A 25865-nucleotide genomic window follows, 5' to 3' on the forward strand; every position below is an offset into this window, starting at 1 on the left:
TACAGCAAACTTACTCTTACAACGACAGATCACATTTATTTGCCGTACGTCTGTTCCAAACGTTCTTCTTCATTGGTGGACAGCAAAATGTTCAGCAGCCCCATCACGTTATTCGCTTCTGTTCTGGCTTCCGTATACTTCTCGGCAAATGCAGCTTCGTCCTGTTCCGGATCTATTGCAGCCAGTTTGGCCCACGACTCGCGGGCTTTATCGTAAAGTTTCGTTAAAGTGATGTCATACGTATGCTGCGCGACAGGTGCCATGGAGTCAAACTCCGCTGCATTCTTGAAAAATTCCATCGAGTCCGTAAAGGACTGACTGGTGTAATCCTTGTTCTTCATGGCATCCTCCGTGAGTAACAGCGCCTGACGAGAGATAAACAATGTCTTCACCATGGCACGCTCCAGATTGGTTGCTTCTTCCCATGACACATAGGACACTTCCGGTGCCTGAACGATTGTGAAAAAAGGAAAGGCATCATCGATCAAACGCTGTGAATCGGAATGGATCGGAATACCTGTGTTCATATTCACTACCGCATCACTATAGTTGGCGATATTAATATTTTTAGTGCCTTCTTCACTTACCCTGCGCACCGGATGATCATTAAGCGGCACACGGATATAGCCAAGCTTGTCCGCATACTTCTGCTTCAATTCCTCCAGTGTAGAGTCCACTCCAATCTTGCCTTCTTCAGATGAAGCCCCTGTTGTATCGGAAGTTGAGGAGGTGTCCGCAGAGTCTTCTGCATTCGTATCTGCAGCCGACGAGTCAGCCGTCGATGTGTCCGAGCTATTGGTCGCTGTTGCTACTGTACCAGCATCCTGGAATGGCTCCTTCGTTGTTGCTTCCTTCGCCCCACCGCCACATGCGGTCAGAACGGCAACCAAGCTGAAAATGGCCGTAAACATTTTGATTCTATGATTCCATCTCATATCGTATAATCTTCCCCTTATCTTCTGTATGTACCTGTATTACATCCACCTCTACTTCAATCCATGAACAGTTCACTCCATAAATATCCTTTCGGATAACATAGATAGATCACTATGAAATCTGGTCTTTATTTTATCATAAGTTAAATACTGGGTGTATAAGACAATGTGCCTGCATGCTCATGCTCATGCTACATTTCTGCCTGTCCTATTCTCACTTACGGAGAGAACAAAAAAACACGGTCATCCATGAAGGACAACCGTGTTGATAAGTCTGACTGGCTATGTTGCATTATTCGTTTCAATTCATCGCGCATGGATGTTGCCACAGATTCAGATTCCTCTTATTTAATGCCTTTCGCCTTCTCCATATGATCAGCCCGAATCTGGGGATCCGTGGAATTGACTGCGGACAGCATGTTGTAGATCGCCTGAATATCCTGTTCTTTATACAACGTTTCGGGGACTTCGGTCTCAAGCCTTTCCGTTTTGCGCAGAATGGTCTCCACCAATTCATGATCATAGATAATCAGTTCATCCGAATTGACATATCTCACAGCGGGATCAACACTGATCCGGCAGCGATTGGTGAAGGTCACCATGGAGACGAGACGAACCCTTTTATAATCGCCGAGGTGTGCCTGAATGGCCTCCACATGCCCTCGGTGCTGCATCAATGGGTTGTACATCTTGATTCGGCTGCTGCTGACTGTCCAGTTGGCCTCTCTTCGACCACCACGAATCTCACCCGTCGTCAGGTTTCGTGTCTCAATCACGAAGATACCCCGCGGACCGATGACGACATGATCAATCGATGAGTAACCCGAGCGGGACTTGGTATTGGCAACAAGCAAGTCGTTCAGCACTTTGTATTCACCCGGAAGAGCATGCAGCTGCTGGGCAGTGCTTGGTTCCTCTGGCTGACGGGTCCAATCTCCATCTGATTTCGTTTTTTTGCGTCTACTGCGTACCATACGCGTGGGAATGGGAGCCGTTGACGGTAAAGATGAAGCGGAAGCTGTGATCTGGTTCGCGAGCTCTGGCTGTGACTTGAACAGAGACAGGATTTTTTTGAACATGGGCAAGCTCCGTTCTATGTAGTGTGGGTTTCGCACATCCATTATGTATACTTCTATTACTTATGTCGGATAAAGAGGGGCAAAAATAAAGGGAAGAGGACCAAAAATCCATTGTTCAACTAAAGTATATACCAATATTTAACCAATACTGTGACTTTAGACGCATACGGGAAGGAGAATTTTTATAAAAACAGCGCATTCCTTTCTATTGAAGAAAAAGAACACGCTGTTGTCTTGTTTGTTAGGATTAAGCCTGTAAATAATATGTGTAAAGCACCTGTGTACCCTTCTCATCCAGACCGTTGCTGGATATTTCCTGATACAAGGATTCAGCCAAGGCCAGCCCTGGCGTCTTCATACCCATGGCTTTGGCAGATTCGAGAGCGATACCCATGTCTTTGATAAAATGTTTCACATAGAATCCAGGCTCATAATCGCCTGCGATCATGCGCGGACCGAGATTGCTAAGTGACCAGCTTCCGGCTGCACCGGTAGCGATGCTCTTCAGCACATTCTCCGCGTCCAGACCGGATGTCTTGGCATAAGCGAGTGCCTCGCAAACACCCATCATGCCTGAAGCAATGGCGATCTGGTTGCACATTTTGGTATGCTGTCCTGCTCCGGCCTTGCCTTGCAGCACAATATTGGTGCCCATTTGCTCGAACAACGGACGAACCACTTCAAAGGCCTCCGTACTACCACCTACCATAATGGACAGTTTGGCATCCCGTGCTCCGATATCCCCACCGGAAACCGGTGCATCCAATGTATGCAGTCCATTAGCCTCCGCGGCTTCATAGATCCGTTCAGCCAGCAGTGGACTGGATGTGGTCATGTCAATCAGGTACGAGCCCAGTTTGGCGTTTGCCACGAGACCATCCTCACCAAGATAAATCTCCTCGACATCCTTCGGATACCCCACCATCGTGATGATGACATCACACTCGGCTGCCAGTTTGCCTGGTGTGTCATGCCATACGGCACCTTCCTTCACCAACGCTTCCGCTTTGGCGGCCGTGCGCGTATAGACATGCAGCGGATAGCCTGCCTGCTGGATATGCCCTGCCATGCTTTTGCCCATAACGCCTGTACCGATAAAGCCAACTTTCGTCTCTCCAGGTGCCTTCGTTGTATTTGTCATCGTAGGTTTCCTCCTATTTCTCTATACTTCGCTTGGAGCTTGTCTTCTAAACTTGCTATATCTGTATGTTAATGCTTTCTGTCTCTTCCGTCTATCTTGTTTCGTCTTCTATTGTTCAAAAAAATAAAATAGGAATCGAAAATCCATTTCCTGTACAACCTAACGGAAACTTCCTTGAACGGAAAGGAGGATTCCCATGAGCCGTGAAAAGGGAGAAATCACGATATGGCTGTCCTTTTCCATCATTTTGTTAAGTGCAGGCCTCGTGTGCCATGTTCTGTCCATTCCAGCAATTCTGGATTATGCAGGCAGAGATGGCTGGCTATCGGTAGTCGCTGCTGCTCCCTTCTTTTTGTTATTTCTATGTATGATGTTCGTTATTATCCGACGGGTACGCGGACAGCGCTTAACTGACTGGATCACGCGGGAATTTGGCGCAATTCCTTCATGGATATTCCGTATTACTGCCTCACTCATGCTGCTTGCACTCGGCTCACATACCTTATATGAAACAACGAACTGGACGGTATCTACCTATCTTCAATTCACCCCACCCTATGTGCTCGCAGGCGTGGGTGCTCTGGTTGCTGCCTGGGCGGCTGCCAAAGGTATTCGTTCCATTGCCATGACTTCAAGTCTGCTACTTCCATTCGTGATCCTGCTTGGATATTTCGTGATGTCAGCCAACATGAAATACAAGGACTATGGTCAGTTGTTTCCCATCATGGAATACGGTGCCGGTCCTGTCCTGAGGGGCATGATCTATTCGCTTGCCGGACTGATGGAAATCTGGATATTGATGCTGTTCCAACACGATATCAAAAGTAAAATTCGCTGGTGGCATCTTCTGCTGCTCGGGTTATTCATGCTCAGTATGGCGATTGGTCCAACGCTGGGAGCCATCGTTGAGTTCGGTCCGGAGGAAGCTGCGAAACAACGAAATAGCCCCTATGAGCAATGGAAGCTGGTGAATATAGGGAAATTGCTCCAGCACGTGGACTTCTTGTCCATCTATCAATGGCTAAGTGGTTCATTTGCCAGAGTGGCGATCTCCATCTATCTTATTGTGGACCTGCTCGATTTTCGCAGACCTAAGAAAAGGTACGTTGCCGTTCTAATTGTCACCTTCATCATGTGCGCCATAGCTGTACAGTGGTGGAGAATTGATTACATTGACTATTATGTAAACCATATTCAATTTCCCGTGATGCTCGCCTATGTATCCACGGTAACAGTCCTGTTGACCCTCGCCGCATTCATACACAAAAAAGATAAGGAGGCTCCCGCTCATGCCGCTCACAACCACACCAAAGAAGAACCCCCATCTGGCTGAACCATTCCGAATCAATGAGCATAATCTGACGACGTTTTTTGCAGGTTCAGACGATGTGATCATCAGCAGCCATATGATTGGGGAGTCTCCGCAGCAGATTGTCATTGTGTATTGCAGCGGTATGGTCGACAGCAAATCCATCTATGATATTATTCTTCCCGAATTGACGCGAACGTACGAGAGCACTCACTTTGTTCGTGCATCGGATATCGAGAAGTCCATTACTCTGCAATGGACAAGTATAGACATACAGAACAACCCACTGGGAAAGGAACTCATGTCCCTGCGGGTGTTTGAGGGACATATGCTCATCTGCATTCCTTCTATCCAGAAGATGTGGAGCATGGATATATCCAACATACCTACACGATCGCCGGATGAATCCACTACAGAAGTATCGATCCGCGGGTCACGAGATGGCTTTATCGAACGTCTGTCAGTCAATATTGCCTTAGTTCGTACACGCCTGCGTACAGCTGAATTAGCCTGTAACATTGAATTAATCGGTTCTCGCTCCGTGACCAAAGTCGCCCTGATGTATATTAAGGACATTGCCAATCCCGAACTGATTGATGATGTCAAGAATCAGCTGCGCAAAATCGACATCGAGCGCATTATGACCGCTAATGAACTGGAGGAATTATTGTCCCCTTCCAAAGTCACATTGTTTCCGGTAACCCATTACACGGGCAGACCTGATTTTGCGGCGGAATGTCTGCTGAACGGACGTTTTGTCATTATCGTGGATGGTAATCCCAGTGTCATCATCGGACCCGTTAATTTGTTTCTGCTTCTCAAATCACCCGAGGATGCCAGCTTCCCGTTTCTTCCGGTGAATGTGGGCCGCATGCTGCGTTTTATCGGGCTATTAATAACCGTATTCTTGCCTGGTTTCTATATTGCGCTGACTTCTTTTCACATGGACCAGCTACCCTTTCCGCTTGTAGCTACGATCTCAGTTGGGCGCATGGGTCTTCCTATGGAGTCTGGTGTGGAAATGTTTCTCATTATGCTTCTGATGGAGCTGTTCCGGGAAGCAGGTGTAAGGCTTCCCAGCGCCATTGGTCAGACGCTGACTGTTGTTGGCGGATTGATTATTGGGGATTCGGCCATACGTGCAGGCATGGTTTCCCCGCTCATGATTGTTGTCATTGCCGTAACCGTAGTGGCCGGCGCAACGATTGTGAATCAGGTCATGACCAGTTCTGTTCTGATTCTGCGTTTTTTCTGTTTTGTATTGGGGGCATCCCTTGGCATATACGGGTTCATTCTGTCCATTATCCTGTTCCTGATCTATCTTACCGATCTGAAATCGTTCGGTATTCCTTATCTGACCCCGCTCAGTCCGCTTAATTTCAAACAGGCGCTGGCCTCCTTGTTCAAACTTCCGAAAGGATGGATGAAACGTAGACCTGTCTATCTGGAAACGCAGGAGCCACGTAAAGAAGGGAATGAGCGATGAAGCGGCTTATACAACGATGGTTGCTAGGGCTGCTAAGTCTCTCTCTTTGTTTCGTGACCAGCGGGTGCTGGAGTGCATATGAGATCCAACAGGTGGATTATGCCAAAGCGATCGGGATTGATTACAAAGACGGTTTGTACCATATGTATGTTCAGAGCATGGACTTTACCAGTGTAGCCAAAAGCGAAAGTTCAACCAAAACTGCGGAAGCTCCACCTGTATGGGTTGGACATGCGTCGGGGAAAACATTGAATCTGGCGGTAAACGAACTGTTCCGAAGTTCCCAGCTGCATATGGCCTGGGGCCATGTGACGGCCATTGTCATGGCCGAAAGTATCCTGACAAGCAAGCATATTAAGGAAGTGTTTGACATGCTTGGACGTTTCCCGGAATCACGTTACACAACCTGGGTATACGGCACTCGCGATCCACTGGAAAATATTCTGAGTGCCACGTCCATATACAATTTGTCGCCGCTGGATAGCATTCTGCATAACCCTCTTCCCTCGTTCCTGGAAGAATCGCTGTTTCCTCCAGTGCTCAGTTTCAAACTCATTGCCACCCATAACAATGCGTCCACGACAACTTATCTGCCTTGCATCACCTTGAACAAGGAGCACTGGTCGCAGAACAAAAAGAATTATGAGCTGTTTATGATTGACGGTGCTTTTTTTGAAAGAACCGGGGATGACTTTGAATATTTGCCCCATAGCAAGCTTCCTGGATTTCACTGGTTACTTAAGGATATGCGGCGTGCGCCATTGATCATTGAAAACGAAGGAACCATCTATGGCGCGCTCAGCGTTGGTTTGCCCAACGTCAAAATTGTACCCGTCATTCGTGGGAATGAGGTTCATTTCAACATCGATGCCAAATACCTGACCGCCTTGTATGAATATCTCACCCCTGTTTCCTATGACGAGATGGTCCGATTCAGCGAGAAGACATTGCGGGAGCAAATCTTGCAAACGTATCGTGAAGGTCTGAAACGTGGGGTCGATGTCTATGGACTTCAGGAGAAGGTTTATCGCAAAAATCCAAGCCTATGGCGCAAGCTGTCCAACAACGGCTCAAAGATGATCCTGACGGAAGATTCCATCCATAAGTTAGACATTCATATTACCATTCCATATACGGGTAAATTCCGTAGGAAGGTGTAGCCACAGAAAATCCCCTACCGTATGAAACGGATAAGGGGATTTTTTGGTTGATGCTGCAATTATTTTGTGTAGGGGTTGAAACGTTTCATAACATTCGTCAGATCATCTAATCTTCGTTGTCCAGGGATGTATGCAAATGCAACCTTTCTTTTCTTTAAAAGCTAAATTTTAATCCTAAATATTCAACTACGATCCATGAAACAGGCCAAAGTAATGGAACATGAACGACCCAGTAAGGGGCTTTATATCGCCCGTTCTCGTAACTAATCCCACAATAAAAAATCGCGAATAATACACCCAAAGGATAGGTGAAAAGAATTTTACCCATTAGATCACGGGAAGTATCATATGTGTGTGGATACGGTGCCGATAAGGACATACCAAGTCCAAAAAGAGCCATAGGCCAAATGAACAAAGTAACTCCATACAAAATCAAAAATAATAATAAATAATTGTATAACTTCTCATTCTTCCTCTTGCTCATATGCCCTCCTGATTGCCTAAACGTAATCGCCCAACGTGAATAACCTTATCAGAAGATTTTACAGGATGGATATGGAAATATAAATAGTTTATTCCTTGCTGATTAATAAAAAGACCTCCAACCATTCAGGTTAAGAGGTCATTAGTGATTCTAATTTATCGTAATCTTCACCAGGCAACGACAACGACCGTCTATCAGACTATTTTCCATTCTGCCTATAGTACTCCATTATTCGCATACGTGTGGTCAAAATCAGGGTCTGTGGCAGTAGCACCACAAATATAAAAAGCGGCACGATCATCACCAGATGAGCGGCAAAATTCTCTGCGCCAAACGATGGTTTGGGAAGCTCAATGAAGTACCACCAGCACGGGATGGCAACAAACCAGGTCAGTCCGGTAGAGATGAATAAATCCTTCACCCCACTCCACAGAAAGCAGAACAATGCGACAAATACAATTGGAACAGCCCAGGAATCCAATATTGGTCCCCAGCTCTGGAAGACAAAGATAATGGCAGGATATAAAAGATTAATGGTCCAGCGCCAGATCGGATTGTGGTAGATAAACATAATACCTCCTTGCTCGGCAAGTAAACTGATTAATAAGGAGACGGCGCTTTACGCCGATCTTCGCGGTCTGCCTCTTCCATCTTTCTTATATATCGTTTTAATTGCTCTTTGTGTTCTTCTAACTCTGCTAATTTGGATGTAGTCCCTTCAAGAAAAGTCGACATTTTTGCAGACAACTTCACTGCAGACTCTCCCTTCCAATCTTGCAGCCTTCCATAATATGCACTAAAGTGTCTTTAGAGTTTATTTCCATAAAAGGAGAATTAATGCCCTATGAAAATAAAACCTGTAGCTCTGATCTTACTTATTTTTTTATTTTTATTAGGAGGATGTTCAAGTATGTCTACCTCAGATAAGCAAAATATTTTAGAAACAGCTACACCAATAAGTGTTCAGTACATAAAGAAGTACTACAATGCGGACTTTATTGTAACAAGTCATGATATTGACGACCCTTCCATCCATTCACGCCTATACCTTTACGGTCATGTTCCAGGACATGAGGATGAACGTATTACCGTTTCCTATAATTATGATACAAAGGAGGTTCTCAGTGTAGAAGGACCAGGCTGGTTTATAGATAGCCGAAATCCGAAAAAGGAAGTACCTTCTTCCTGAGAAAAATCTGCAAAGAAATACACCGATATATTTACACTTCGTTATATAAGATTGGGAGAAAACCTCCCAATCTTTTTTTTCAATCTCAATGAGCTAAATATATGGAGTGCTTATAAGACGTTCTTACCAGTCTGATCAGAGATATGCTTATTTCTGGGAAAGAAATGAAGAATATAAGCATGATTATGGATATTATAGCTCATACTACCTTCAGGAAATTATTGAAGGAGTGACAACATGAGGTTAAAAAGCATTATCGCCGTTGGAACGGTGTTAACTTGCTCGACTCTGTTATGGGGATGTGGCAATGCCAATATGAACCATGCTTCGGAGCAGAAGGAGACCGTTCAAACCGAGAGCTGGAACGATCCCAAACGACTGGAGGCTTCCCACCTGGAAGCGTTGGAACGGATGGAAAAGGATCATATTCATCGTATGGTTTCGCTGAATGCGAGCATGGATGAAGACAAAGTAATGACCACCCTTGAACGATCCACCCAGAAGCTGGAGGAAATGAGACCGCTCGCTGAAATGCTGCAACATGAGGGCCATCCAACGCTGTTACAACGAATTCAGGAGATGGCTGGAGATATTCAAGGCTCGAAGGAAGTGGTTGCTGAGATGAAAAAACTGCCTCAGGACGGTAAAATTAAGATCCAGTCTGAAAATTCCGATTCCTTGCACCACATCAGCAGTTTTCGCGATTACCACCAGTACATGCAAGAAAAGATTCAGACTTTAAACAAGGCTAAGTCTGCCACACATTAATCTGTATCGGCTACTCGGATAGCATTGCTCCACTGTATAAAAAAACAAAGCATAATAGTTAGGTGGGAAGGTTCATTCCTATCTAACTATTTTCTTGTAAAGAGGTATTACTGTACCCTGCTGCGATCCCTGCGATCTTCTCTGTCCGCTTCCTCCATTTTACGAATATATCGCATCAGTTCTTCTTTATGAGCTTCGAGTTCATTCAGCTTTGCAGATGCCCCATCCATAAATGACTGCATCTTATGTGTCAGCTCTGTTGCAGATGTACCGATCCAGTCTTGCTTCAATCGGCCATGAATGGAGCGCATTTTCTGTTCCTGCTGCATGAGCCGTTGCTGCAACTGCTCACATTGCTGAACAGCCCTTCTTAAATCAGACAAGGATACGGATATTCTGCCCATTTCTCATTTCCTCCTGTTAGTCCTTCTATGTAGAAATGCATTAGTGTTGGTCTGCGATTACAAAATCTTCTCTTTTACGTTCAATATATTCCGCAATTTCGCTGATGGATTCCTGATACCAACGATTGATTGCTTGTAACGTTGCTGTTGCGTTATAGGCGATGGGTGTAAAGGACTGACTTTCGCTGGTAGATATATGTGTCTGAAACATCTGAATCGAAGCCTGGGCATCATTCGAGAAGCCACTTAAACTTAGCCTCATCTCCCTAGCAGCCTGCGCTAACTCTTCCGGTGTTAATTGAATCTTGCCCCCGCCTTTACCACTAACAATTCCTGTAGCTGCTGCGATCAACGGAGGAACAATACCTGCCATCAAATTGGAGAAGGTGGCTAATGCCTCCTGATGGGCCATCCACCTAGGAGAAATATCAATGGTTTCACCAGTGTTCCGGTCTATTAGTGGTCCTTTTAGATTTCCATTCTCATCAAACTCATATTGATCCATGGAATGATACCCTTTGCCTTCGTCCTTCGAGAATGAATCAAAAAATCTTATAATATCACCAACATGAAGCTTGTCCAGATCCACACCTATTCTTACGTCATGAACTAACATGGGCGAGCCTGCACCCAGAGGCTGAAAAGGAACCTTTAACTGAAACTGAAATTTCCAATTCTGATACATCGCATTAGCGGTGTCAAAGTCCTGACCCTTATACACGGTACTTCCTACGTGCCTGTCATATTCACTTATTCCCCCAGCCCCTACAGAATCATTGGGATGAACCACGTTAACCATTTTGTTATCAAAATGACCCTCATTCACCTTGGACAAACTGACATCATCCAGGAGATTCGTTACACTAGGAGCACTATACGTCATCCCAGACACATCCTGACGAGCAGCTACATATTGAGCTAAACCGCCACCCAGGGAATGACCCGTCAATGAAATGTCTGAATCAGGGTACGCCTCCTTCACCGCCTCATACAATTCCTCAGCTTGGTGAAACTGATTATTTTCCCAATCCATGTTATCCTTCATAAGCTTGAAGGGACTATTTTTAAATATATTATGACGTTCTGGATCGGTTATCGCATCTTCAAGCCTTCTGGTTCTGCCACCTACGACATCGAAGGCATCTGTCTCAATATCAGCTGCTTTTCCAATAATACCTTCAGGTTCAGTACCTCTATAACCGATGATAACTTGATTTGTTTTGGGATTCTCAAGAACTATAGCATCAAATCCTGAATACGCACTATGCAGACTTGCACCCTTTGGTTCAACCGTTCTCCAATCCTTGTACTCATCCTTGTCCAAAATATCACTACGACCTGCAGGAACATCCGTATATGCAAGCTCAGATATTTTTAAATATAATTCGTCAGTCATGTATTTATCCATCCTATTCACCCTTTCTTCTAGTTAACGGAAGTTGTATAATGCACATTATCAAACGACAACATTAGGAATATGAGGTGATTACTTGAAAAAATCAGGATTACTTTTTATATTAATGATCTGCGCCATATCATTCACTTTAGGAGGATGTATGTCAAACGAGAAAAAAGAGATTATTCAAAAAGCTCAGGTAGCAAGCCAAGCCTATTTTAAAGAAAAGTATGGAATTGATGTTGAATTCACAGACCATAAGTTTATTCCCGCTGATTTATCCCATACCGTTTCTTTAACTGGATATGTGAAAGGAAACAAAGATCAGGAAATATTCACTATGGTCGATTATGATACCTATGAAGTCAAGACGGGTTCAGTGCCAGATGAAATCAAGCCTCTTCAATAAATGAATTCTACTTAACTCAAACAAACATATACGATTTTATTATCTGAGAGCCTTGTAGATATACTCGGCTCTTTAATTATGTAATAAGGAACCACTTCACTAGATTCCATCCTCTTTTTCCAAAAGAAGTAGAATCATTATAGTGCATCTTCGGCGTGACGTGTACATAAAAACTGAAAAATGAGTACAAAGTCTTTATCCTTTTGGGTAGTAGACAGTAGGTACATTCAAGTACTTAGGAAGTTGTTACCAGTAATAAGCTCACACTTTTGCGTGTATACGTGAGGAAATAAATCTAGCTTTATCCTAATAAAGTTAGTAGGCAGTAACTGTCCACATAATTTCTAGATATGCCACTGCCCTCACTTTAACATGCTATTCATTCAAAGGTATTTACCCTAATCAATCATGATTCATTCCACCCACAAGGATACCCATATAAAAATGCTGAACAATGCAACTGGCATAAGCGCCCCAGTGGCTAACATGATCCAAAGTGTTACTGGCCTTACATTCTGGAAGTATTGATCAAACCAGTGAAATCGATCTTTCCGCCATTTGGCAAACTTGAGTTGCCTGATCATACGCTTCAACATTTTCTGCCGCTGCTTTCCTTCTTCCACTTCTTCCAGCGTACGTCGCAACTCGTCATACAAACGCGCCTCTTCCTGCTCAGCCAGTGTGGTTGTCGTCATTCTGCATCCCCTCCTTTACCTAATTAACACGGAAACGCGTCCAAAGTTTGGAATTATATAGAGAACTGAACTTAAGATTGCTCACGTTCCTCAATCATCTTCGCCAACTCCTGATCTGAAGTTTTTAATAACGGACCGTTCCCTCAAAAAAAAGTCCGGAGCGAGCTATCTCTCCTAATGTAGACAGCAAAAAGCGATCCTCTTCCATGACCAGTGTCAAGTTGGAGAACCGCTATAATGTACTGTTTAATACTACCTATACAGGTTAAACATCGCAGTGTGTTACACCGACAAGATTAACCCACGTTTTCGATTAATGTGTTCAAACAAACCGCACCCTGCGCACGTACATTAACCACAATAATTGGCGTATCCAACATGCCGTGCATCCAGGACATATAATCCTCAACCTTTTCGTTGGGAAGAATCGTCAGAATGACCCCTGCAAATCCACCGCCGTGTATACGGCAAGCGCCATCCCCCAGCTTTTGCAGATAATTTTCAGTTAACGCCAGTGCGATACCAATCTCCTGTTCCTTCACCGAGCCGCTCTGGTATACATTCTGGAGCCACTTCCAGGAAGAATTCCCGGATGCCGTAATCAGATTCAGGAAATCAGCAAAACGCCCATCCCGTAAGGCCTGTACCTGACCGTCCACCCGATTGTTTTCCTCCAAGAAATGCAGCGCACGCAGTACCGCACGATCCCCCGCTGCTTCACGTACCTGTTTGAGATTGGCATACATCGCCTCGGCCGTAATTTCTCGGACATACTCGCTGCCCAGCGCTTTAGCAACCGCTCTCATCTCATAAGGAACTGCAGCATAGTCCTCAGTCAGATCCGCGTGATTCCCACCTGTGTTTACAATGACCAATGAGTAGCCGTTTTGTTGGAAATCCCATTGTACAGGCTCAATTACAGGCTCGGCCGGATTCTCAAAATCAATCGCAATCAGCCCACCGTAGGCACAAGCCATCTGATCCAGCAGACCGGATGGTTTATTCCAATAGTTGTTCTCCGCATACTGACCAATCTTGGACATAACCACCACATCCAGTGATCCATCATTGTAGAAATGATTCAGAATCGTACAAATCAGCATCTCGAACGATGCCGACGAGCTCAGCCCGGACGCCGAGAACACGTTACTGGAGATGTACGCCTGGAAGCCGCCCACTTTGTATCCGAACTGCCCAAATCCCGCAGCCATACCACGGATCAACGCCGTAGTGCCGTCGTCCTCAGCCTTCGGTGCCAAATCTGTGAGATCGATTACATATTTCTGTTCATAGCCTTCTGAATAAAAGGTAATTACCGAATCCGTCGTTGGCGCAGCCACCGCTATCGTATCCAGCGTAATACTTCCCGCGAGCACCTTGCCATGATTATGATCCGTGTGGTTGCCACCAATTTCGCTACGTCCAGCCGCGCTGAACAATTTGCTGCCCTCTTGTACGCCAAAATACTGTTCGAATGATTCATTGAGCTTTGTATAACGTGCTGTCTGTTCTTCTAGTTGCTGCTGACCATACATTTGGGCAAGCAGCGCTTGGCCTGAAGTGGACTGGATCAGTTCCAGTGGTTGTGTAGTCATTGATAATCCTCCTATGGATATGCAGCATTTATTTTTTTGACGTAGATGATGAACAATATGGGAAACGACTCATGCCCGTTTACTCTCCCATTATCTCAGCTTCATTTCGGAAAAGGTAGGGTAGAATTGAAAGTTTGTAAGCGTTTTTTGAAGACATTTTATCTTATTTAACAGGTTTAACTTCAATCTGATCAACAATAAATTCATTGTCGGCTTTATCGAAGGTATACGTGATATTGAAGTCACACACATATGTAGGAGATATACCAATAGAGCCTGGAAGACTTAATTTAATTTTGTGATTATACAATGTATAAATAACTACACCGCCGAAAGAAAGCTCATCTTGATGGTAGTCTGGTGCTGGATCAAAATCATAATTGAAGTTACCTACTTGCCCTTGTGAATTCACTGTAATCGCTAATGTACCATCATCATTTTTAGATATACGCGATTCAATATGCTCAGCAACAATATCCTCATAACGCTGTACTTTAATTTCAGATAAGTTATCGGAGTTAACGACATGAATTTCATAGTTATCCAAGCCTGTCCCTCGACCAGTCTGAATGATTATTACAGCCTCTTCCTTACCATCACCGGTAAGATCGGTATAAAATAACTGCGGCTCCGTTCCCGAATGTTGAGAAATGCTCCAATCAAAATCTTTTGCGCGCCCATTTATATCTAGAGTTACTCTTTCAATTGCATCTTTCGTTTCTTTAATTGCATAAAGTTTTACTTGTTCATCCTTAGAAGATCCGATTAATTTCAATTTTGAATTTGTTTCTTGTTTCGGCTTCTTAGTTACCTGCATGATGGGAGACACAACCCGTTCCTGCTGTATAGAAACTAACGAATCTGATTGGCATCCTCCAAAAAGAACTGCACTCAACAATATCAATGAAGCTATTTCTTTTTTCAAATCCATGCCCCTCTCATCTAAATAGCTAAAATTAATCCAATGAATTTAACCGAATGGTTACCTTCCTCGTTTCACGATCATTGGAATCAAACCAGTCTTTAAGTACGTTATATTCACTTGTTTCTAATGCTGCTGTTTCAATCGTGAAATGGTTATTGTCTATCCATTCATAAGAGATGATGGGCCAAGTCGGTTTCAACATGAATGCTTCTTCCAAATCAGTTGATGCATATGGGATGATTTCTAATTTTTTGAGATCCACGGCAACAAGGATTTGTCTCTTAACCAGACCGCCTTCATCATAAGCATATCGAATTAACACCTGCTGATAGTCAGAGGAAGTTTATAATCTTGTAAAATGCCCTCAGGCATCGGCAAGCTATGGGTCTCTCTACCATCAATTTTCACCAAAAGGGTAGAGCAGGCTTTGGTTCCACAGCCATACTTCAGCATCGAATATGTTTCCGAAGAAGGCACCTCCAATACCTCCAATTGTGTACGATCTATTTCAGTTTGGAAGTCCTGTTCGTTCATCAGGTAGCGCTTATACTCTGGGACGTCGTTAAGAGGTAATTGTAGGGTTGCTTCTTCATTCATGATTTCAATGATATTGGGTAATGAAGATGCCTTGTTATACAAGCCTGAAGAGTTGGTATCGTTATCATTTTCCACCTGATATGCGGAAGGTTCTAACCCAGAAAACCATATCATAATTACCGCTGAAGTAACGAGTACTATAACTAGTAGCAAAAAGAACATTTTCTTTTTCATAGCACTCCTCCTTCGTGCATGGTTTCGATCCAGAACCAAATGGATTATACTACAAAGATATCCATTTTTGGTGTCAGATCGGTTTCAATGTTATTTTCATGAGATAACCCACTATTCAGGTTAAGAGGTGAATCTATGAACGTTATTTTAAACAAAGAACCAGATAAACGTCGTATAAACGTAGCGATGCTTATGTATCTCGTACTAATGATTTTATTTTATGGCATTTATGTTTCCTTGGAATCGGATCGGATAGCTCAATCACAACAGTGGACTTCCGGTGGTTCCATAAGCGACCAAGCGATCGAGTCAATGAGTCAGCTGGGAAAAGGGACGTCTATCACTGAATCGCTGTTCCTCGTTCTCTTCACACTGGTGATGATCACGATGATTACCCGGTACCGAAGAAATGTAGAAAGATTACTCCCTTTTGCCTTATGGAATGTCGCTTTGTTTGTTGGGGTTGGCGCGGTCAGTTTGGTTGGTTCACAGGTCACGTCAATGTCCGTTGGCAACCTGGCACAACCTATCTTCGTACCTGCATTTCTATTGGTAGCGTTGTTCATATATGTGGTTTGGGGATTAATGAAACGTGGATAATAACGTGTGTGAGGCGATTATAAACGTTCAAAAACTTTGGTTGTTTTCTCCATAGATATCTGGATTGCAGCCAAAGTTTTTTACATCTTATCTCAGAATCGGATCGATTAATGCACTTAAACGTATCGCAACTTCCTCCTTGACTGTTACGTAAGGTCATACTTGATAATGGGCTCAAGTTCACCTAAAGGAGAGATTAATGATGAAGATTACCGCGTTACGCTCAGATAAAATCTATAAAGAGATCATCAAGGCTGCACCTGATGACAAATTGGAGTTATACCGCGAGCGAATGATGAGTCCATTCATGAACAAATGGAACATTCAACAGATTCCGTTTCGCTCTCATGAGCCTCACGGCTTCGACGTGATCATGATGAATAACTTTATGAATATCGCTCCCGCAGATATCACACCTGAGATTAAAGAATCGTTAGCAGCGATCTCGTCTGAAGCATTTTGGCAACAGTGTCATGAAGCTGTTTGTACGAGTCTATCTACGTTTACAGATCATGGAATTGAACTATCGGTCTCCGAATATCTATATACGATTTTATTAGGCGATAAGAACAGCCCTTCACTCACCATGAACGAAGGCATCAGCGGAGATGGTGGAATTCCGGGTTATATTATTGCGAATCTGATCCCCAATAGATATACTCTACCTCGTATCCAATCCGTGTTAGCCCATGAATGCAATCATAATGTGAGGTATCAATATATCCAGTGGAATCCACAGATTACGCTTGGGGAAATGGTTGTTAGCGAGGGGTTGGCCGAGAGCTTTGCGACATCCCTGTATGGAGAAGAGTTGCTAGGCCCCTGGGTAGCCAAAACGGATATGGAGACTTTGAATAAAGTTATCAAACCAAAATTAAAAGACCAACTGCATGTCACCGGTTTTGACCAGATTAATCCCTATCTATACGGCGATGAACTTTCCATCATGCAAAACTTCACGCCCGTAGGTATGCCCTATGCGGCTGGCTATGCCTGCGGTTATCACCTAATCCAATATTATCTGAACAAAACAGGTACACCGATTACCGAAGCAACCATCACTCCGGCAAGTGTCATCCTTGCTGAAACAAAGGACTTTTGGAATGAAGACACCCTATTTCACCGTTAAAGATATCATTCAGATTACCGGCATCACCAAACGCGCATTACATTATTACGATAAAACGGATCTATTGAAACCGAGTAAAGTCGAGGACAATGGCTATCGGTATTACGATCAAGAGGCACTGGGGAATCTGCAGATGATTCTATTGTTTAAAGAAATGAATTTCTCATTAAAAGACATTGCAGCCATGATGCAACTCTCCAAAGAAGAACAGAAAGATATCCTAAAAAAGCACCGCAGCACACTCTTTCAACGCAAACAAAAGCTCGAAACCATCATCGATCAGTTGGACGAGTATGTGGATGGGACGATTATCTCTCATCTTCATCTGTTTGACGACTCTTCCATTCTGTCCATTCAAGAACAATATGAATCCGAGGCGAAGTTTGTATATGGAGACACCGAGAAATATCAGGAATTTGAAGCCAATGTGAACCAACTGTCTGCGGAAGAGCAAGAAAAAGCCTACCAGCAGTTCTCGGTCAACATGGAGCAGGTATTTCGGGAGTTGGCGAAGCACCAGGATCTGTCCCCTGCTTCTGGTGAGGTGCAAGTGTTAGTGGGAGAATGGAAGAGTTGTCTGGAGCAGTTTATGAGTTGTGATGCTGAGATTTTGAGATGTATTGCGGAGACCTATACGACGGATCGTCGCTATGCGGGTTATTTTGATCAATTTGGCGATGAGGGGTTTTTGAGGTTTTTGTATCAAGCGATTATGGTTTATGTGGAGGGTGGGGAAAAGTGATTTTGTGTGAAGTGAGAAAACATCACTAAAAGAATTAAATGTATGAACTAGGCTCAGGAGGTAACTTGATGCAAATGTTTCTTCATATGGCTATACACTTGATTACAGGCGGAACGATTCTATTACTTTTTCTAAATAAGCGGTTATTTCTTACTAAAGACTATATAATTACTATTGTTTTGGGTTGTATTATTGCTATCACTCCTGACATCACTAAGTACTTTGGTGATATATTGTTACATTCTCTTGCTATGGTTCCCTTAATTGGAGCTGCATATGGCTGGATCATCTATAAAACCTTAAACGTTCGATTCTTCTGGGCATGGATAAGTACGATGGCCACATTATTCATCGGGCATCTTCTTATAGACCTTCTTGGTAATGGAATTAATTTGTTCTATCCTTTTACGAACCAAGAACAGAATTTCGCGATCTTGGGATCAAATAATGAACTCATCATTTCTGCTTTGTTAACCATCGCCACTACAATCACATTAATTTATAAAAAGGTTAAACCCATTGCAATAGTTTCAATAGTACTAGCGGCTTCATTTGTTGTAGGCTTAGGAATTTCTAATGCAATAATAAGTTACTCTTTGCAACAACGTTACTCCTTCAATGATCCACAATATATTATTGTTTATCCAGATAACACCCCATATCACTGGAACTATTATGTAAGAATTGATGAATTCACTATTATTTCCGGCAAGGGAATTTATTTCACAGTGACAAAATAATCCCGGACGCATGATGCATCCGGGTGATCAATTCATCGGTAAAGTTATCTGTAATGAGTTTAACGTTAAGCTTCGTCGACATCGATCAGATACACCCGTTCCTGGAATCCACCGCGCGCCTCGGCTTTGTCCGCCCGAAGCTTATCCAGCTGGGCCGCATTCGCATCATGAACCTCCGCCAGCGCCCGGATGACCTCCAGCATGTCGGCTAGTTCTTCCAAAGCTTCCTGATCACTCGCTGCATTTACGTACTCACCCGATTCTTCTTGCAACTTCGTTCTTAACTCTTGCTTATACTCCTCCGGGTCCAGAATACGTGTGCGGCATTCCTTACCACTGGATGTGATAATATGCGGAATCTTGTCCCGCACCAATTTGTTATATGTAGGCATGTGGTATAACATCCTTTCTGCTGTTAAATCCTTTGAGCCTCGATCTAAAATTTCCCTTTTGCTATTATACAAATTGCTATGGGGAGGGGAGGGTTGATTTTGTAAAAGTGACTGAGAAAATAAGCGGATTATTGTATCTACTATGTATTAATGAACTTAAGAGAAACATTAATTTTTCATAACGGAAGTACCTTCTCTTCATCAAAAAAAGCCACACTAACAATAAAAGCAAAGTTCTCAATGCTTTATTTGCTGTGCAGCTGTGTTACTTCGACTTCATTATTTGTATACTTGTTAACTTTTGAAAAAATTCACTAGGTGTACCGTCTTTCAAAAAATGGCATAGGTACTTCGCCTTCCTCACAGATATTTTCGGATTTTTTTATTTCACGGTAATTTGCCCGTTCATCAGCATAGGTAATAGCCAGTCACGAAGTTTTACGAGTTCTTGGTTTTCATTAGCACATAATTCTATTTTGTTTCTAAAAGGAGATACAAGTTCTTCAAATTTTGTTAAGATCCATCGTTTGTTATCAGGCGGCAGTGTAACACAGAGTTCTTTGATTCCACGTACATTAAGACTTCCAAAGAACGAGCCTGAATCAGTATTTGTTTTTATTTGTGCCGCCACATCACTACCATTAATAAAGTAATTCAAAAATAAGGGCGGGATTTTTCGTGGACGTATTGCGGTCATATTTCTGCCTATTCCTGCCTTTAGGTTCGCAGGAATGCGAGCAACTGAACCTACACGCCCAGCATTGGTGATAACTAAATCCCCTTCACTGACTTCGATGCGAGATGTCCATAATTTGTACTTTTCTTTGGAAACATAATACTTGTTGCTTAAATCAATAAGCCCATGTTCAACAAGATTTTCTAACTGTAACAAATAGTATTGATCTGCTTCAAACTCTAGTGGGGGTTTCGCCGAATGTAAACAATCGATTACTTCACAATGCTCTGGTAAGTGGCTAATTTCCCACCCTACCGGTATTTTCCTTTTCAGCTTCTCCTTCCAGACCATTTCTCCACCTGAAGAACGATATGGTTTACCTTTTTCATCTGGAAAATCGAACTGTACAAACCAATAATCATAAATAGTCTTAGACATTTCTTCCAATTCAGCAATTATGCGGTTGTTAAGTTCGATTTTACTATCTATAGACCTTAATAGATTTACAGCTTTCTTTTGCACATCTTTATCTGGAATAAAAACTTTAACATCATAAATACGTTCTGGTGAAGTGTGTTTAACTTTTGTTCCAGAAGCTGTGTCTCGTATTTGTTTTCTCACAGAATAGGTCATAAATAAGTAGTATACATACAACTTATCTACAATATTCTCGTCACAAGTAATGAGTCCTATTCGCTGATTGTGAAGATAATTACCACTCTCAGGAATGAGAGCTGTGCTACCAAGCAAGCCTTCCGCTTGCTCAGTCATGGCTACTATAAGGTCACCCGCAGAGCACAAATATTCATTTGGAAAATTAGAGGTGAAATATTTTTCCTTACCTAAAGATTTCTTAAAGCTCCCTTTCTCAAAAAAATTGCCTGGCGTTAAAATAACATACTTCCCACTTGAAGCGAAAAATTCACCTGAAAATGGGAACCCGTGCTTAACAGCTAAAAATTCACCCATCTTATACTGTTTTAATTTAGTATTCATACTTAACCCGCCCTAGTTGCTCCTTTATCTCCTCTTTCAACTCCTGCTCATCAGAAAACAAAGTTTCAAGTCTCGACTTGAAACTTTCCATCTTATTCTCAAATTCTTTCTGCGTTATTTCCACGTAATCTATTTTCACATCAAAATACTGACCTGCTGAAAAGGAAAACTTCTTCTCTTCAATATCCTTATATTCCACCGCTACACAGAAATTCTCTTTACCCTTAGCTGAGTTAAAGGTATCAATGATTTTACTGATTTCATCCGCACTTAAAACAGTCTTTTGGTTTTTTCCATCTTCTTTTATTTTTGTTCCCATTTTGGAAGCATCCATCAAAACAACCTTGCCCTCTTTGTTCTCACGGTCCATAAATAGGATAGATACATTTGTACCTGTTGTTGCAAATATATTAGAAGGCATGGATATTACACCACGCAACATTTTTTCCTTCACAAGTTTTTCACGAATTTTCTTTTGTATGCCCGACCCAGCAGTTAAAAATCCTGTTGGTACAACAACTGCTGCTTTACCCTTATTTTTATCCAACGAATAGATGATATGCTGTAGAAACATAAGATAAATTGCCATTCCACTTTTGTTCTTATTAGGAATATTAGGCACTCCGGCAAAAAAGCGTTTAAGATACTTTTCCCCTGCAAATGTATCCCGGTTCTCAGAAAAATCGGTATTGAAAGGTGGATTAGAGACAATATAATCAAACGTCATTAGGCCATCTTTTCTCTCGTTCAAATGCCTTGGATTAAGCAGAGTATCCTCATGTACCACATTAGGTAAGGAGTGAACAAGATTATTAAGAATCAAGTTTAACCTTAGAAATTCATTGGATTTTTGGGATATATCCTGAGTGTAAATAGCACAGTTGTCTTCTCCAATTTCATGAGCTAGTGCCAATACCAGTGTTCCTGATCCTGCTGCCGGGTCATAAACTGTTATGTTCCTAGTCTCTTTTAGAACCATGATCTTGGCTATAATGCTTGCAATAGAATACGGTGTATAATATTCTGCGTACTTGCCAAAATCCTTATTATAGTCCTTAATAAGATACTCAAAAATTGTGGCAAAGAAATCATATTTCTGATCAAAAACACTATCAAAGCTACAATCCACAAGCTTATCAATCAAAGCACGGCAGAAGCTGTCTTTCTTTTCCTGTTCGATAACAAACTGCGATAATGCGTCAAACAGACGTATTTTGGATTGGCCACCAGTCTGCACTGAAAATATATCTATGTTAAAATTTGCTATATCAATGAGAGTTTCATCAAACAATGTATGAAAATCATTTTGATTCTTTCTGTTGAATAAATAAGAGATATAATGCTCCTTTTTCAGTTTTGCCGTACCCCCGCCAAAATCCATAAGCATTAATTCATAATCTTCATCTGACATCTCGTTCATAGCAGCTTCTGCTTCTACGGTTGTCATCATTGATAACCGTGGAACAACCTGTCTTGCTTCATAGATAAACTTATCATTGAGAAATTTATACAGAAAAACTTCTGTAATAATTTTATACTCACTACTTGCATTCCCAAGACCGAAGTTTGTACAAATAGCCTTGAGGTCATCGATCATTTTTTTGGTTTGTGTTGATATATCTGATACCTGCATTAGCTTGCCCAGTTCCTCTCGGTGAAGTATTCATTTAATATGCAGCTTCCAACATATTTAATCAGTGAAGCATTAAAAGATACGCCGTGTGCACTAAATTCTTGTTTTATTAATGGGAACAAATCTTGCCTGAAATAAGGTTCATTGTTTAACAGCCTCTCATTGGCAAGGATACGTTCATCTATTTGATGTTTAAGTGAGAGCAACATTTTGTGTAGAACAATATCAGATGCAAGAGGAGGTGATGTTTCTTTTAATCTTTTATGTGTCCTCATAAATTTTGGGTCATTTTTATACTTTGCAGTAAGCATCTGATCTGCTAGATTTTTCTGTGCTGCTACCTTTCGGACACGGTCGAATTCAGCTATATTTCCCGTCATTTCTTCAGCACTAAGTTCTTCTATGTGCTTTTTACTCAGCAGTCTTTGGAGTTCCTTCAACAACGTAACATACTCCGGGTCTTTAGGATCAAGATTACGCTGCATTTCACGACGTGTACGTTCAAGAGTATCTTTAAATTTATCTGCAATTACAAGTTCATTTTCTGAGATCTTTTTGAACTGAAAGTCAATCTCGTCCAATGCCACATTCAGAATGGCACTCATATCTTCCGCATTTTGATAATTCTGCTTGAGATTAATCATATTTATACGGTTGTTTACCTCATTATAGAGGGAACTGATATTATATAATTCAAATTTGTCAGAAAGCTCCTCATAATCAAACAGTTTGGCTATATTATATAGTTCCTTATATAGTTCTAATGTATAACGAATATCAATCAGAACCGCCTTGTCATCGAGAGCAGATATCTGCTGTGAAAAAACTTCTGCATTTGATGTATCAAAAAGAAATAATTTATCTGCAATCATCTGTAAATCCATCTGAATCTCTTCTTGAGATTTAAATATATTATCATACTGTTTGAACTCATCGCCGAGTTCTGCCTGTAATTCATCAAAGTATGCCTTGTTGGTCTTATCAAATTCTGCACGTATATCTGCAAAATCTACCACATACCCATAGCGAAAATTCTGATATGGACGATTGACACGGGTCAGTGCCTGCAACAAAGAATGGTCTTTAATAACACGTCCAAGGTACAACTTTTTCAAACGTGGTGCGTCAAAGCCCGTTAGAAGCATATTGTATACAATAAGAAAATTAATTTTCCCTTTTTTAAAATCGTTGCGATATTGTTTACGCGTATCTTTATCATCCTCATCATGAAGAATAAGTGCTGATGTAAATATAGAATTCTTCATCTCTTCAAATACAGCTCTTGCCTGCTCAGATGAGTCACAAATAATCATACCACCAATTGTATCATCGTTATACGAAATTTTACTCATGGTGAAATCTGTAACTATATATTCCACAAGGGCAGATACATACTTCGGATGAGCATATAAATTTTCCTTTGAAATTGAACCTTTTATAGTTTCAATTTCATCTAATGCTAGCTGCAATTTCTTCCTGTATGTTGTAGCTACACCCTCTCGAATTAGTCTTAGAGTATATCGGTCTGCGATGGAACGGTTATAATAGTATTTATGGATGTACGCACCAAAGACATCTTTTGAATCGTAACTCTTTCCTTTAATTGGCATACCTATTTCATCATAAATTGTACCTATTAACGGAGTGCCTGTAAGAGCGATCATAACAGAATCGCGATCTGAAGCAATTAAATTAGTTAGAAAAGAGCCTGTTGGTTTATAACTTCTGTGTGCTTCATCAAGGAAGTAAATTCTTTGAACATTCACATTGTAATGTGATGCTTCTGCTATTGATTCCTTCGAAAACTTTTGTATATTTAGTACCGTTATGGTATCTAGACCTTTATTGTTCTTTGTTCCTATTGTACTGATATTTTTGATAAAATTCGCTTTGGAATCAACTTCTTCTACAAAAAGTCCTCTAGCACGAAATTCATCTGCTGCTTGAGCAAGCAAATCAAGTCTGTCAACTACAAAATAAAACTTAGCTATGATACCCTTACTTTGATAATAATCTTTTATATATCGGACATTATAATAAGCCAGTGCAGTTTTACCACTCCCTTGGGTATGCCAAATGATACCATTCTTCACACCGGAATTCAGCTTTTCTTCAATTGCCATGGTTGCAAAAATCTGTGGATATCGCATCAAATGTTTCTCAAGTGTTGTTATGCCTGCTTCATTTGTTTTTTCCACATAGGCTACGGCATATTTTAATATCATCGAAATTCGCACATGTGAAAACAGAGACGTAATAATTCTATTAGTTGGTGAAACAAAGGAAAGGTTAGTTGCATATTCCGGCGTATGCTTGATTGATATGAGATTTGTATCCTTAAGTATGAAGGTTTCCTTCATAGAATCTATGGGTTTAATTTTTTTAAAGATATCCTCATCTTCTTCTCTAAAATGACTAAAAAACAGCCTTTTATAGCTACTTGCGGCATAAAACGCGCCTTCTAAAGGTACTTCCTCATTATCGTCATATTCGCTGTTATTGGAAAAAACCATGAGTTGAGTGATATTTACAAAGCGTTTGAACTTTTTATTTCTGAAGCGATTGTTAATACGAGTGTATTCTGCTTGAATACCATTCTTATTATTTGGTTTCTTAACTTCGACAAAAGCTAGAGGCATTCCATTTATTAATACAGTTATATCGGGGCGAAATTCCTCGCTTCCATTTTTGTATGTAAGCTCTGTTACTATTTGATAGGTATTGCCTATACCATTAGCTGAGTCAAAATCCACCAGTTTTAATCCATTATATCCGGAAAGAAGCATAGAATAGAACCCTCTGCCAAGATCGTCATTAGATAGAGAGATTTTTATATCCTCAATAATCTTGTTTACATCCGAAACAGAAAGAGTGGTTCCATTAATCCGATTAAGTGCATCACAAAAAGTATCAACAAAAATATTGGTATCTACATCAATCTTACCGATATAGTTCTTAAGAGATATATAATCATATCCAAGCCGAGTAAAATGAACTAAAGCAGGAATTTTCACGCGCGAGTCTTCATTATGTAGATTTCCCATTCACATTGCTCCTTTCGCTCGATGGTAACATATTACTAAGATATCATCTACGTCGCAGGAAAGACACAACATATTTCCTCAGTATTCCTAATAAGTATTTTTAATTCGGCTTGTTTCATCATTTTCAGTATTACTATAAAATCCCTAAAAGGCGGCCTAATGATATC

At 41.6% G+C, this 25865-nt stretch carries 26 protein-coding genes; 10 read left to right on the forward strand and 16 right to left on the reverse strand.

What is annotated here, in order from left to right; all coding sequences use genetic code 11:
- Positions 1-35 precede the first annotated feature (35 nt).
- From A6049_RS17805 to A6049_RS17815, 3 genes are all read right to left on the reverse strand, one after another.
- Complete coding sequence (locus tag A6049_RS17805) at positions 36-935, reverse strand: hypothetical protein (RefSeq protein WP_063565962.1); 900 nt, start codon at positions 933-935, stop codon at positions 36-38.
- A gap of 344 nt (positions 936-1279) precedes the next feature.
- Positions 1280-2014 (reverse strand): nuclease-related domain-containing protein, encoded by a 735-nt coding sequence (locus A6049_RS17810; protein ID WP_063565963.1) that lies wholly within the window; start codon positions 2012-2014, stop codon positions 1280-1282.
- Between the two features lie 247 nt (positions 2015-2261).
- Positions 2262-3155: an NAD(P)-dependent oxidoreductase gene (locus A6049_RS17815; protein WP_063565964.1), complete on the reverse strand. Its 894-nt coding sequence runs from the start codon at positions 3153-3155 to the stop codon at positions 2262-2264.
- Positions 3156-3351: 196 nt separating this feature from the next.
- On the opposite strand from A6049_RS17815, the gene A6049_RS17820 reads away from it, so the two are divergent.
- The 3 genes from A6049_RS17820 to A6049_RS17830 are packed head-to-tail and all read left to right on the forward strand — an operon-like array spanning position 3352 to position 7110.
- Positions 3352-4488, forward strand: a complete 1137-nt coding sequence (locus tag A6049_RS17820) for a GerAB/ArcD/ProY family transporter (protein ID WP_063565965.1) — start codon at positions 3352-3354, stop codon at positions 4486-4488.
- The gene (locus A6049_RS17825; RefSeq protein WP_095206145.1) at positions 4445-5950 is read left to right on the forward strand and encodes a spore germination protein; all 1506 of its coding nucleotides are present in this window, start codon (positions 4445-4447) and stop codon (positions 5948-5950) included. The genes A6049_RS17820 and A6049_RS17825 overlap by 44 nt, the downstream gene beginning before the upstream one ends.
- Positions 5947-7110: a Ger(x)C family spore germination protein gene (locus A6049_RS17830; RefSeq protein ID WP_063565966.1), complete on the forward strand. Its 1164-nt coding sequence runs from the start codon at positions 5947-5949 to the stop codon at positions 7108-7110. The genes A6049_RS17825 and A6049_RS17830 overlap by 4 nt, the downstream gene beginning before the upstream one ends.
- Positions 7111-7793: 683 nt before the next feature.
- Here the strand turns inward: A6049_RS17830 and A6049_RS17840 are convergent.
- Both A6049_RS17840 and A6049_RS17845 read right to left on the reverse strand, forming a co-directional pair.
- Entirely contained in the window at positions 7794-8165 is a 372-nt protein-coding gene (locus tag A6049_RS17840) for a hypothetical protein (protein WP_063565968.1), read from the reverse strand.
- Between the two features lie 29 nt (positions 8166-8194).
- Entirely contained in the window at positions 8195-8347 is a 153-nt protein-coding gene (locus A6049_RS17845) for a hypothetical protein (protein WP_205412027.1), read from the reverse strand.
- Positions 8348-8438: 91 nt separating this feature from the next.
- Between A6049_RS17845 and A6049_RS17850 the strand changes: the two genes are divergently transcribed.
- Both A6049_RS17850 and A6049_RS17855 read left to right on the forward strand, forming a co-directional pair.
- On the forward strand, positions 8439-8783 hold the full coding sequence (locus tag A6049_RS17850) for a hypothetical protein (protein WP_063565969.1): 345 nt from the start codon (positions 8439-8441) through the stop codon (positions 8781-8783).
- A 237-nt stretch (positions 8784-9020) separates the two neighbouring features.
- On the forward strand, positions 9021-9551 hold the full coding sequence (locus A6049_RS17855; protein ID WP_063565970.1) for a hypothetical protein: 531 nt from the start codon (positions 9021-9023) through the stop codon (positions 9549-9551).
- A 107-nt stretch (positions 9552-9658) separates the two neighbouring features.
- On the opposite strand, the gene A6049_RS17860 is transcribed toward A6049_RS17855, so the two are convergent.
- Both A6049_RS17860 and A6049_RS17865 read right to left on the reverse strand, forming a co-directional pair.
- Positions 9659-9955 carry a WXG100 family type VII secretion target gene (locus A6049_RS17860; RefSeq protein WP_063565971.1) on the reverse strand — a complete coding sequence of 99 codons (297 nt, stop codon included), beginning with the start codon at positions 9953-9955 and terminating at the stop codon, positions 9659-9661.
- 40 nt (positions 9956-9995) lie between these two features.
- Positions 9996-11351: a Tle-like phospholipase domain-containing protein gene (locus A6049_RS17865; RefSeq protein WP_161490610.1), complete on the reverse strand. Its 1356-nt coding sequence runs from the start codon at positions 11349-11351 to the stop codon at positions 9996-9998.
- Positions 11352-11511: 160 nt separating this feature from the next.
- Here A6049_RS17865 and A6049_RS17870 point away from each other — a divergent pair, with 160 nt between their 5' ends.
- Positions 11512-11760: a hypothetical protein gene (locus A6049_RS17870; protein WP_090807756.1), complete on the forward strand. Its 249-nt coding sequence runs from the start codon at positions 11512-11514 to the stop codon at positions 11758-11760.
- 413 nt (positions 11761-12173) lie between these two features.
- Here the strand turns inward: A6049_RS17870 and A6049_RS17875 are convergent, their stop codons facing one another.
- The 5 genes from A6049_RS17875 to A6049_RS17895 all read right to left on the reverse strand — a co-directional run bounded on the left by A6049_RS17875 (position 12174) and on the right by A6049_RS17895 (position 15746).
- Positions 12174-12455, reverse strand: coding sequence for a hypothetical protein (locus A6049_RS17875; RefSeq protein ID WP_063565973.1), 282 nt, complete (start codon positions 12453-12455; stop codon positions 12174-12176).
- 296 nt (positions 12456-12751) lie between these two features.
- On the reverse strand, positions 12752-14050 hold the full coding sequence (locus tag A6049_RS17880; protein ID WP_063565974.1) for a galactokinase: 1299 nt from the start codon (positions 14048-14050) through the stop codon (positions 12752-12754).
- Positions 14051-14213: 163 nt separating this feature from the next.
- Positions 14214-14981 (reverse strand): hypothetical protein, encoded by a 768-nt coding sequence (locus tag A6049_RS17885; protein ID WP_240321481.1) that lies wholly within the window; start codon positions 14979-14981, stop codon positions 14214-14216.
- A gap of 25 nt (positions 14982-15006) precedes the next feature.
- Positions 15007-15177 carry a hypothetical protein gene (locus A6049_RS33310; RefSeq protein ID WP_161490611.1) on the reverse strand — a complete coding sequence of 57 codons (171 nt, stop codon included), beginning with the start codon at positions 15175-15177 and terminating at the stop codon, positions 15007-15009.
- A gap of 113 nt (positions 15178-15290) precedes the next feature.
- Complete coding sequence (locus A6049_RS17895; RefSeq protein ID WP_063565976.1) at positions 15291-15746, reverse strand: hypothetical protein; 456 nt, start codon at positions 15744-15746, stop codon at positions 15291-15293.
- A 135-nt stretch (positions 15747-15881) separates the two neighbouring features.
- Between A6049_RS17895 and A6049_RS17900 the strand changes: the two genes are divergently transcribed.
- The 4 genes from A6049_RS17900 to A6049_RS17915 all read left to right on the forward strand — a co-directional run bounded on the left by A6049_RS17900 (position 15882) and on the right by A6049_RS17915 (position 18957).
- Positions 15882-16346: a hypothetical protein gene (locus A6049_RS17900; protein ID WP_063565977.1), complete on the forward strand. Its 465-nt coding sequence runs from the start codon at positions 15882-15884 to the stop codon at positions 16344-16346.
- Positions 16347-16548: 202 nt separating this feature from the next.
- Complete coding sequence (locus tag A6049_RS17905; protein WP_063565978.1) at positions 16549-17475, forward strand: DUF2268 domain-containing putative Zn-dependent protease; 927 nt, start codon at positions 16549-16551, stop codon at positions 17473-17475.
- Entirely contained in the window at positions 17450-18217 is a 768-nt protein-coding gene (locus tag A6049_RS17910; protein WP_063565979.1) for a MerR family transcriptional regulator, read from the forward strand. The genes A6049_RS17905 and A6049_RS17910 overlap by 26 nt, the downstream gene beginning before the upstream one ends.
- A gap of 68 nt (positions 18218-18285) precedes the next feature.
- Positions 18286-18957: a metal-dependent hydrolase gene (locus A6049_RS17915; protein ID WP_063565980.1), complete on the forward strand. Its 672-nt coding sequence runs from the start codon at positions 18286-18288 to the stop codon at positions 18955-18957.
- Positions 18958-19022: 65 nt separating this feature from the next.
- On the opposite strand, the gene A6049_RS17920 is transcribed toward A6049_RS17915, so the two are convergent.
- The 4 genes from A6049_RS17920 to A6049_RS17935 form a co-directional block, all read right to left on the reverse strand.
- Positions 19023-19349 (reverse strand): nucleoside triphosphate pyrophosphohydrolase, encoded by a 327-nt coding sequence (locus A6049_RS17920; RefSeq protein WP_063565981.1) that lies wholly within the window; start codon positions 19347-19349, stop codon positions 19023-19025.
- A gap of 382 nt (positions 19350-19731) precedes the next feature.
- A complete protein-coding gene (locus A6049_RS17925; RefSeq protein ID WP_063565982.1) occupies positions 19732-21021 on the reverse strand; it encodes a restriction endonuclease subunit S in 1290 nt (429 codons plus the stop codon).
- Positions 21011-22654, reverse strand: a complete 1644-nt coding sequence (locus A6049_RS17930) for an HsdM family class I SAM-dependent methyltransferase (protein WP_063565983.1) — start codon at positions 22652-22654, stop codon at positions 21011-21013. Before A6049_RS17930 ends, A6049_RS17925 begins: the two co-directional genes overlap by 11 nt.
- A complete protein-coding gene (locus tag A6049_RS17935) occupies positions 22654-25698 on the reverse strand; it encodes a DEAD/DEAH box helicase family protein (RefSeq protein WP_063565984.1) in 3045 nt (1014 codons plus the stop codon). Before A6049_RS17935 ends, A6049_RS17930 begins: the two co-directional genes overlap by 1 nt.
- Between the last annotated feature and the right edge of the window lie 167 nt (positions 25699-25865).

It is taken from the genome of Paenibacillus sp. O199, from assembly GCF_001636635.1.
Lineage (GTDB): Bacteria > Bacillota > Bacilli > Paenibacillales > Paenibacillaceae > Paenibacillus > Paenibacillus marchantiae.

What these genes read in the sequence shown, in the direction of transcription:
- A6049_RS17805 (WP_063565962.1), bottom strand. Translation starts at nt 935, where the DNA reads ATGAGATGGAATCATAGAATCAAAATGTTTACGGCCATTTTCAGCTTG.
- A6049_RS17810 (WP_063565963.1), bottom strand. Translation starts at nt 2,014, where the DNA reads ATGTTCAAAAAAATCCTGTCTCTGTTCAAGTCACAGCCAGAGCTCGCG.
- A6049_RS17815 (WP_063565964.1), bottom strand. Translation starts at nt 3,155, where the DNA reads ATGACAAATACAACGAAGGCACCTGGAGAGACGAAAGTTGGCTTTATC.
- A6049_RS17820 (WP_063565965.1), top strand. Translation starts at nt 3,352, where the DNA reads ATGAGCCGTGAAAAGGGAGAAATCACGATATGGCTGTCCTTTTCCATC.
- A6049_RS17825 (WP_095206145.1), top strand. Translation starts at nt 4,445, where the DNA reads ATGCCGCTCACAACCACACCAAAGAAGAACCCCCATCTGGCTGAACCA.
- A6049_RS17830 (WP_063565966.1), top strand. Translation starts at nt 5,947, where the DNA reads ATGAAGCGGCTTATACAACGATGGTTGCTAGGGCTGCTAAGTCTCTCT.
- A6049_RS17840 (WP_063565968.1), bottom strand. Translation starts at nt 8,165, where the DNA reads ATGTTTATCTACCACAATCCGATCTGGCGCTGGACCATTAATCTTTTA.
- A6049_RS17850 (WP_063565969.1), top strand. Translation starts at nt 8,439, where the DNA reads ATGAAAATAAAACCTGTAGCTCTGATCTTACTTATTTTTTTATTTTTA.
- A6049_RS17855 (WP_063565970.1), top strand. Translation starts at nt 9,021, where the DNA reads ATGAGGTTAAAAAGCATTATCGCCGTTGGAACGGTGTTAACTTGCTCG.
- A6049_RS17860 (WP_063565971.1), bottom strand. Translation starts at nt 9,955, where the DNA reads ATGGGCAGAATATCCGTATCCTTGTCTGATTTAAGAAGGGCTGTTCAG.
- A6049_RS17865 (WP_161490610.1), bottom strand. Translation starts at nt 11,351, where the DNA reads ATGACTGACGAATTATATTTAAAAATATCTGAGCTTGCATATACGGAT.
- A6049_RS17870 (WP_090807756.1), top strand. Translation starts at nt 11,512, where the DNA reads ATGTCAAACGAGAAAAAAGAGATTATTCAAAAAGCTCAGGTAGCAAGC.
- A6049_RS17875 (WP_063565973.1), bottom strand. Translation starts at nt 12,455, where the DNA reads ATGACGACAACCACACTGGCTGAGCAGGAAGAGGCGCGTTTGTATGAC.
- A6049_RS17880 (WP_063565974.1), bottom strand. Translation starts at nt 14,050, where the DNA reads ATGACTACACAACCACTGGAACTGATCCAGTCCACTTCAGGCCAAGCG.
- A6049_RS17885 (WP_240321481.1), bottom strand. Translation starts at nt 14,981, where the DNA reads ATGGATTTGAAAAAAGAAATAGCTTCATTGATATTGTTGAGTGCAGTT.
- A6049_RS33310 (WP_161490611.1), bottom strand. Translation starts at nt 15,177, where the DNA reads ATGTTGAAACCGACTTGGCCCATCATCTCTTATGAATGGATAGACAAT.
- A6049_RS17895 (WP_063565976.1), bottom strand. Translation starts at nt 15,746, where the DNA reads ATGAAAAAGAAAATGTTCTTTTTGCTACTAGTTATAGTACTCGTTACT.
- A6049_RS17900 (WP_063565977.1), top strand. Translation starts at nt 15,882, where the DNA reads ATGAACGTTATTTTAAACAAAGAACCAGATAAACGTCGTATAAACGTA.
- A6049_RS17905 (WP_063565978.1), top strand. Translation starts at nt 16,549, where the DNA reads ATGAAGATTACCGCGTTACGCTCAGATAAAATCTATAAAGAGATCATC.
- A6049_RS17910 (WP_063565979.1), top strand. Translation starts at nt 17,450, where the DNA reads ATGAAGACACCCTATTTCACCGTTAAAGATATCATTCAGATTACCGGC.
- A6049_RS17915 (WP_063565980.1), top strand. Translation starts at nt 18,286, where the DNA reads ATGCAAATGTTTCTTCATATGGCTATACACTTGATTACAGGCGGAACG.
- A6049_RS17920 (WP_063565981.1), bottom strand. Translation starts at nt 19,349, where the DNA reads ATGCCTACATATAACAAATTGGTGCGGGACAAGATTCCGCATATTATC.
- A6049_RS17925 (WP_063565982.1), bottom strand. Translation starts at nt 21,021, where the DNA reads ATGAATACTAAATTAAAACAGTATAAGATGGGTGAATTTTTAGCTGTT.
- A6049_RS17930 (WP_063565983.1), bottom strand. Translation starts at nt 22,654, where the DNA reads ATGCAGGTATCAGATATATCAACACAAACCAAAAAAATGATCGATGAC.
- A6049_RS17935 (WP_063565984.1), bottom strand. Translation starts at nt 25,698, where the DNA reads ATGGGAAATCTACATAATGAAGACTCGCGCGTGAAAATTCCTGCTTTA.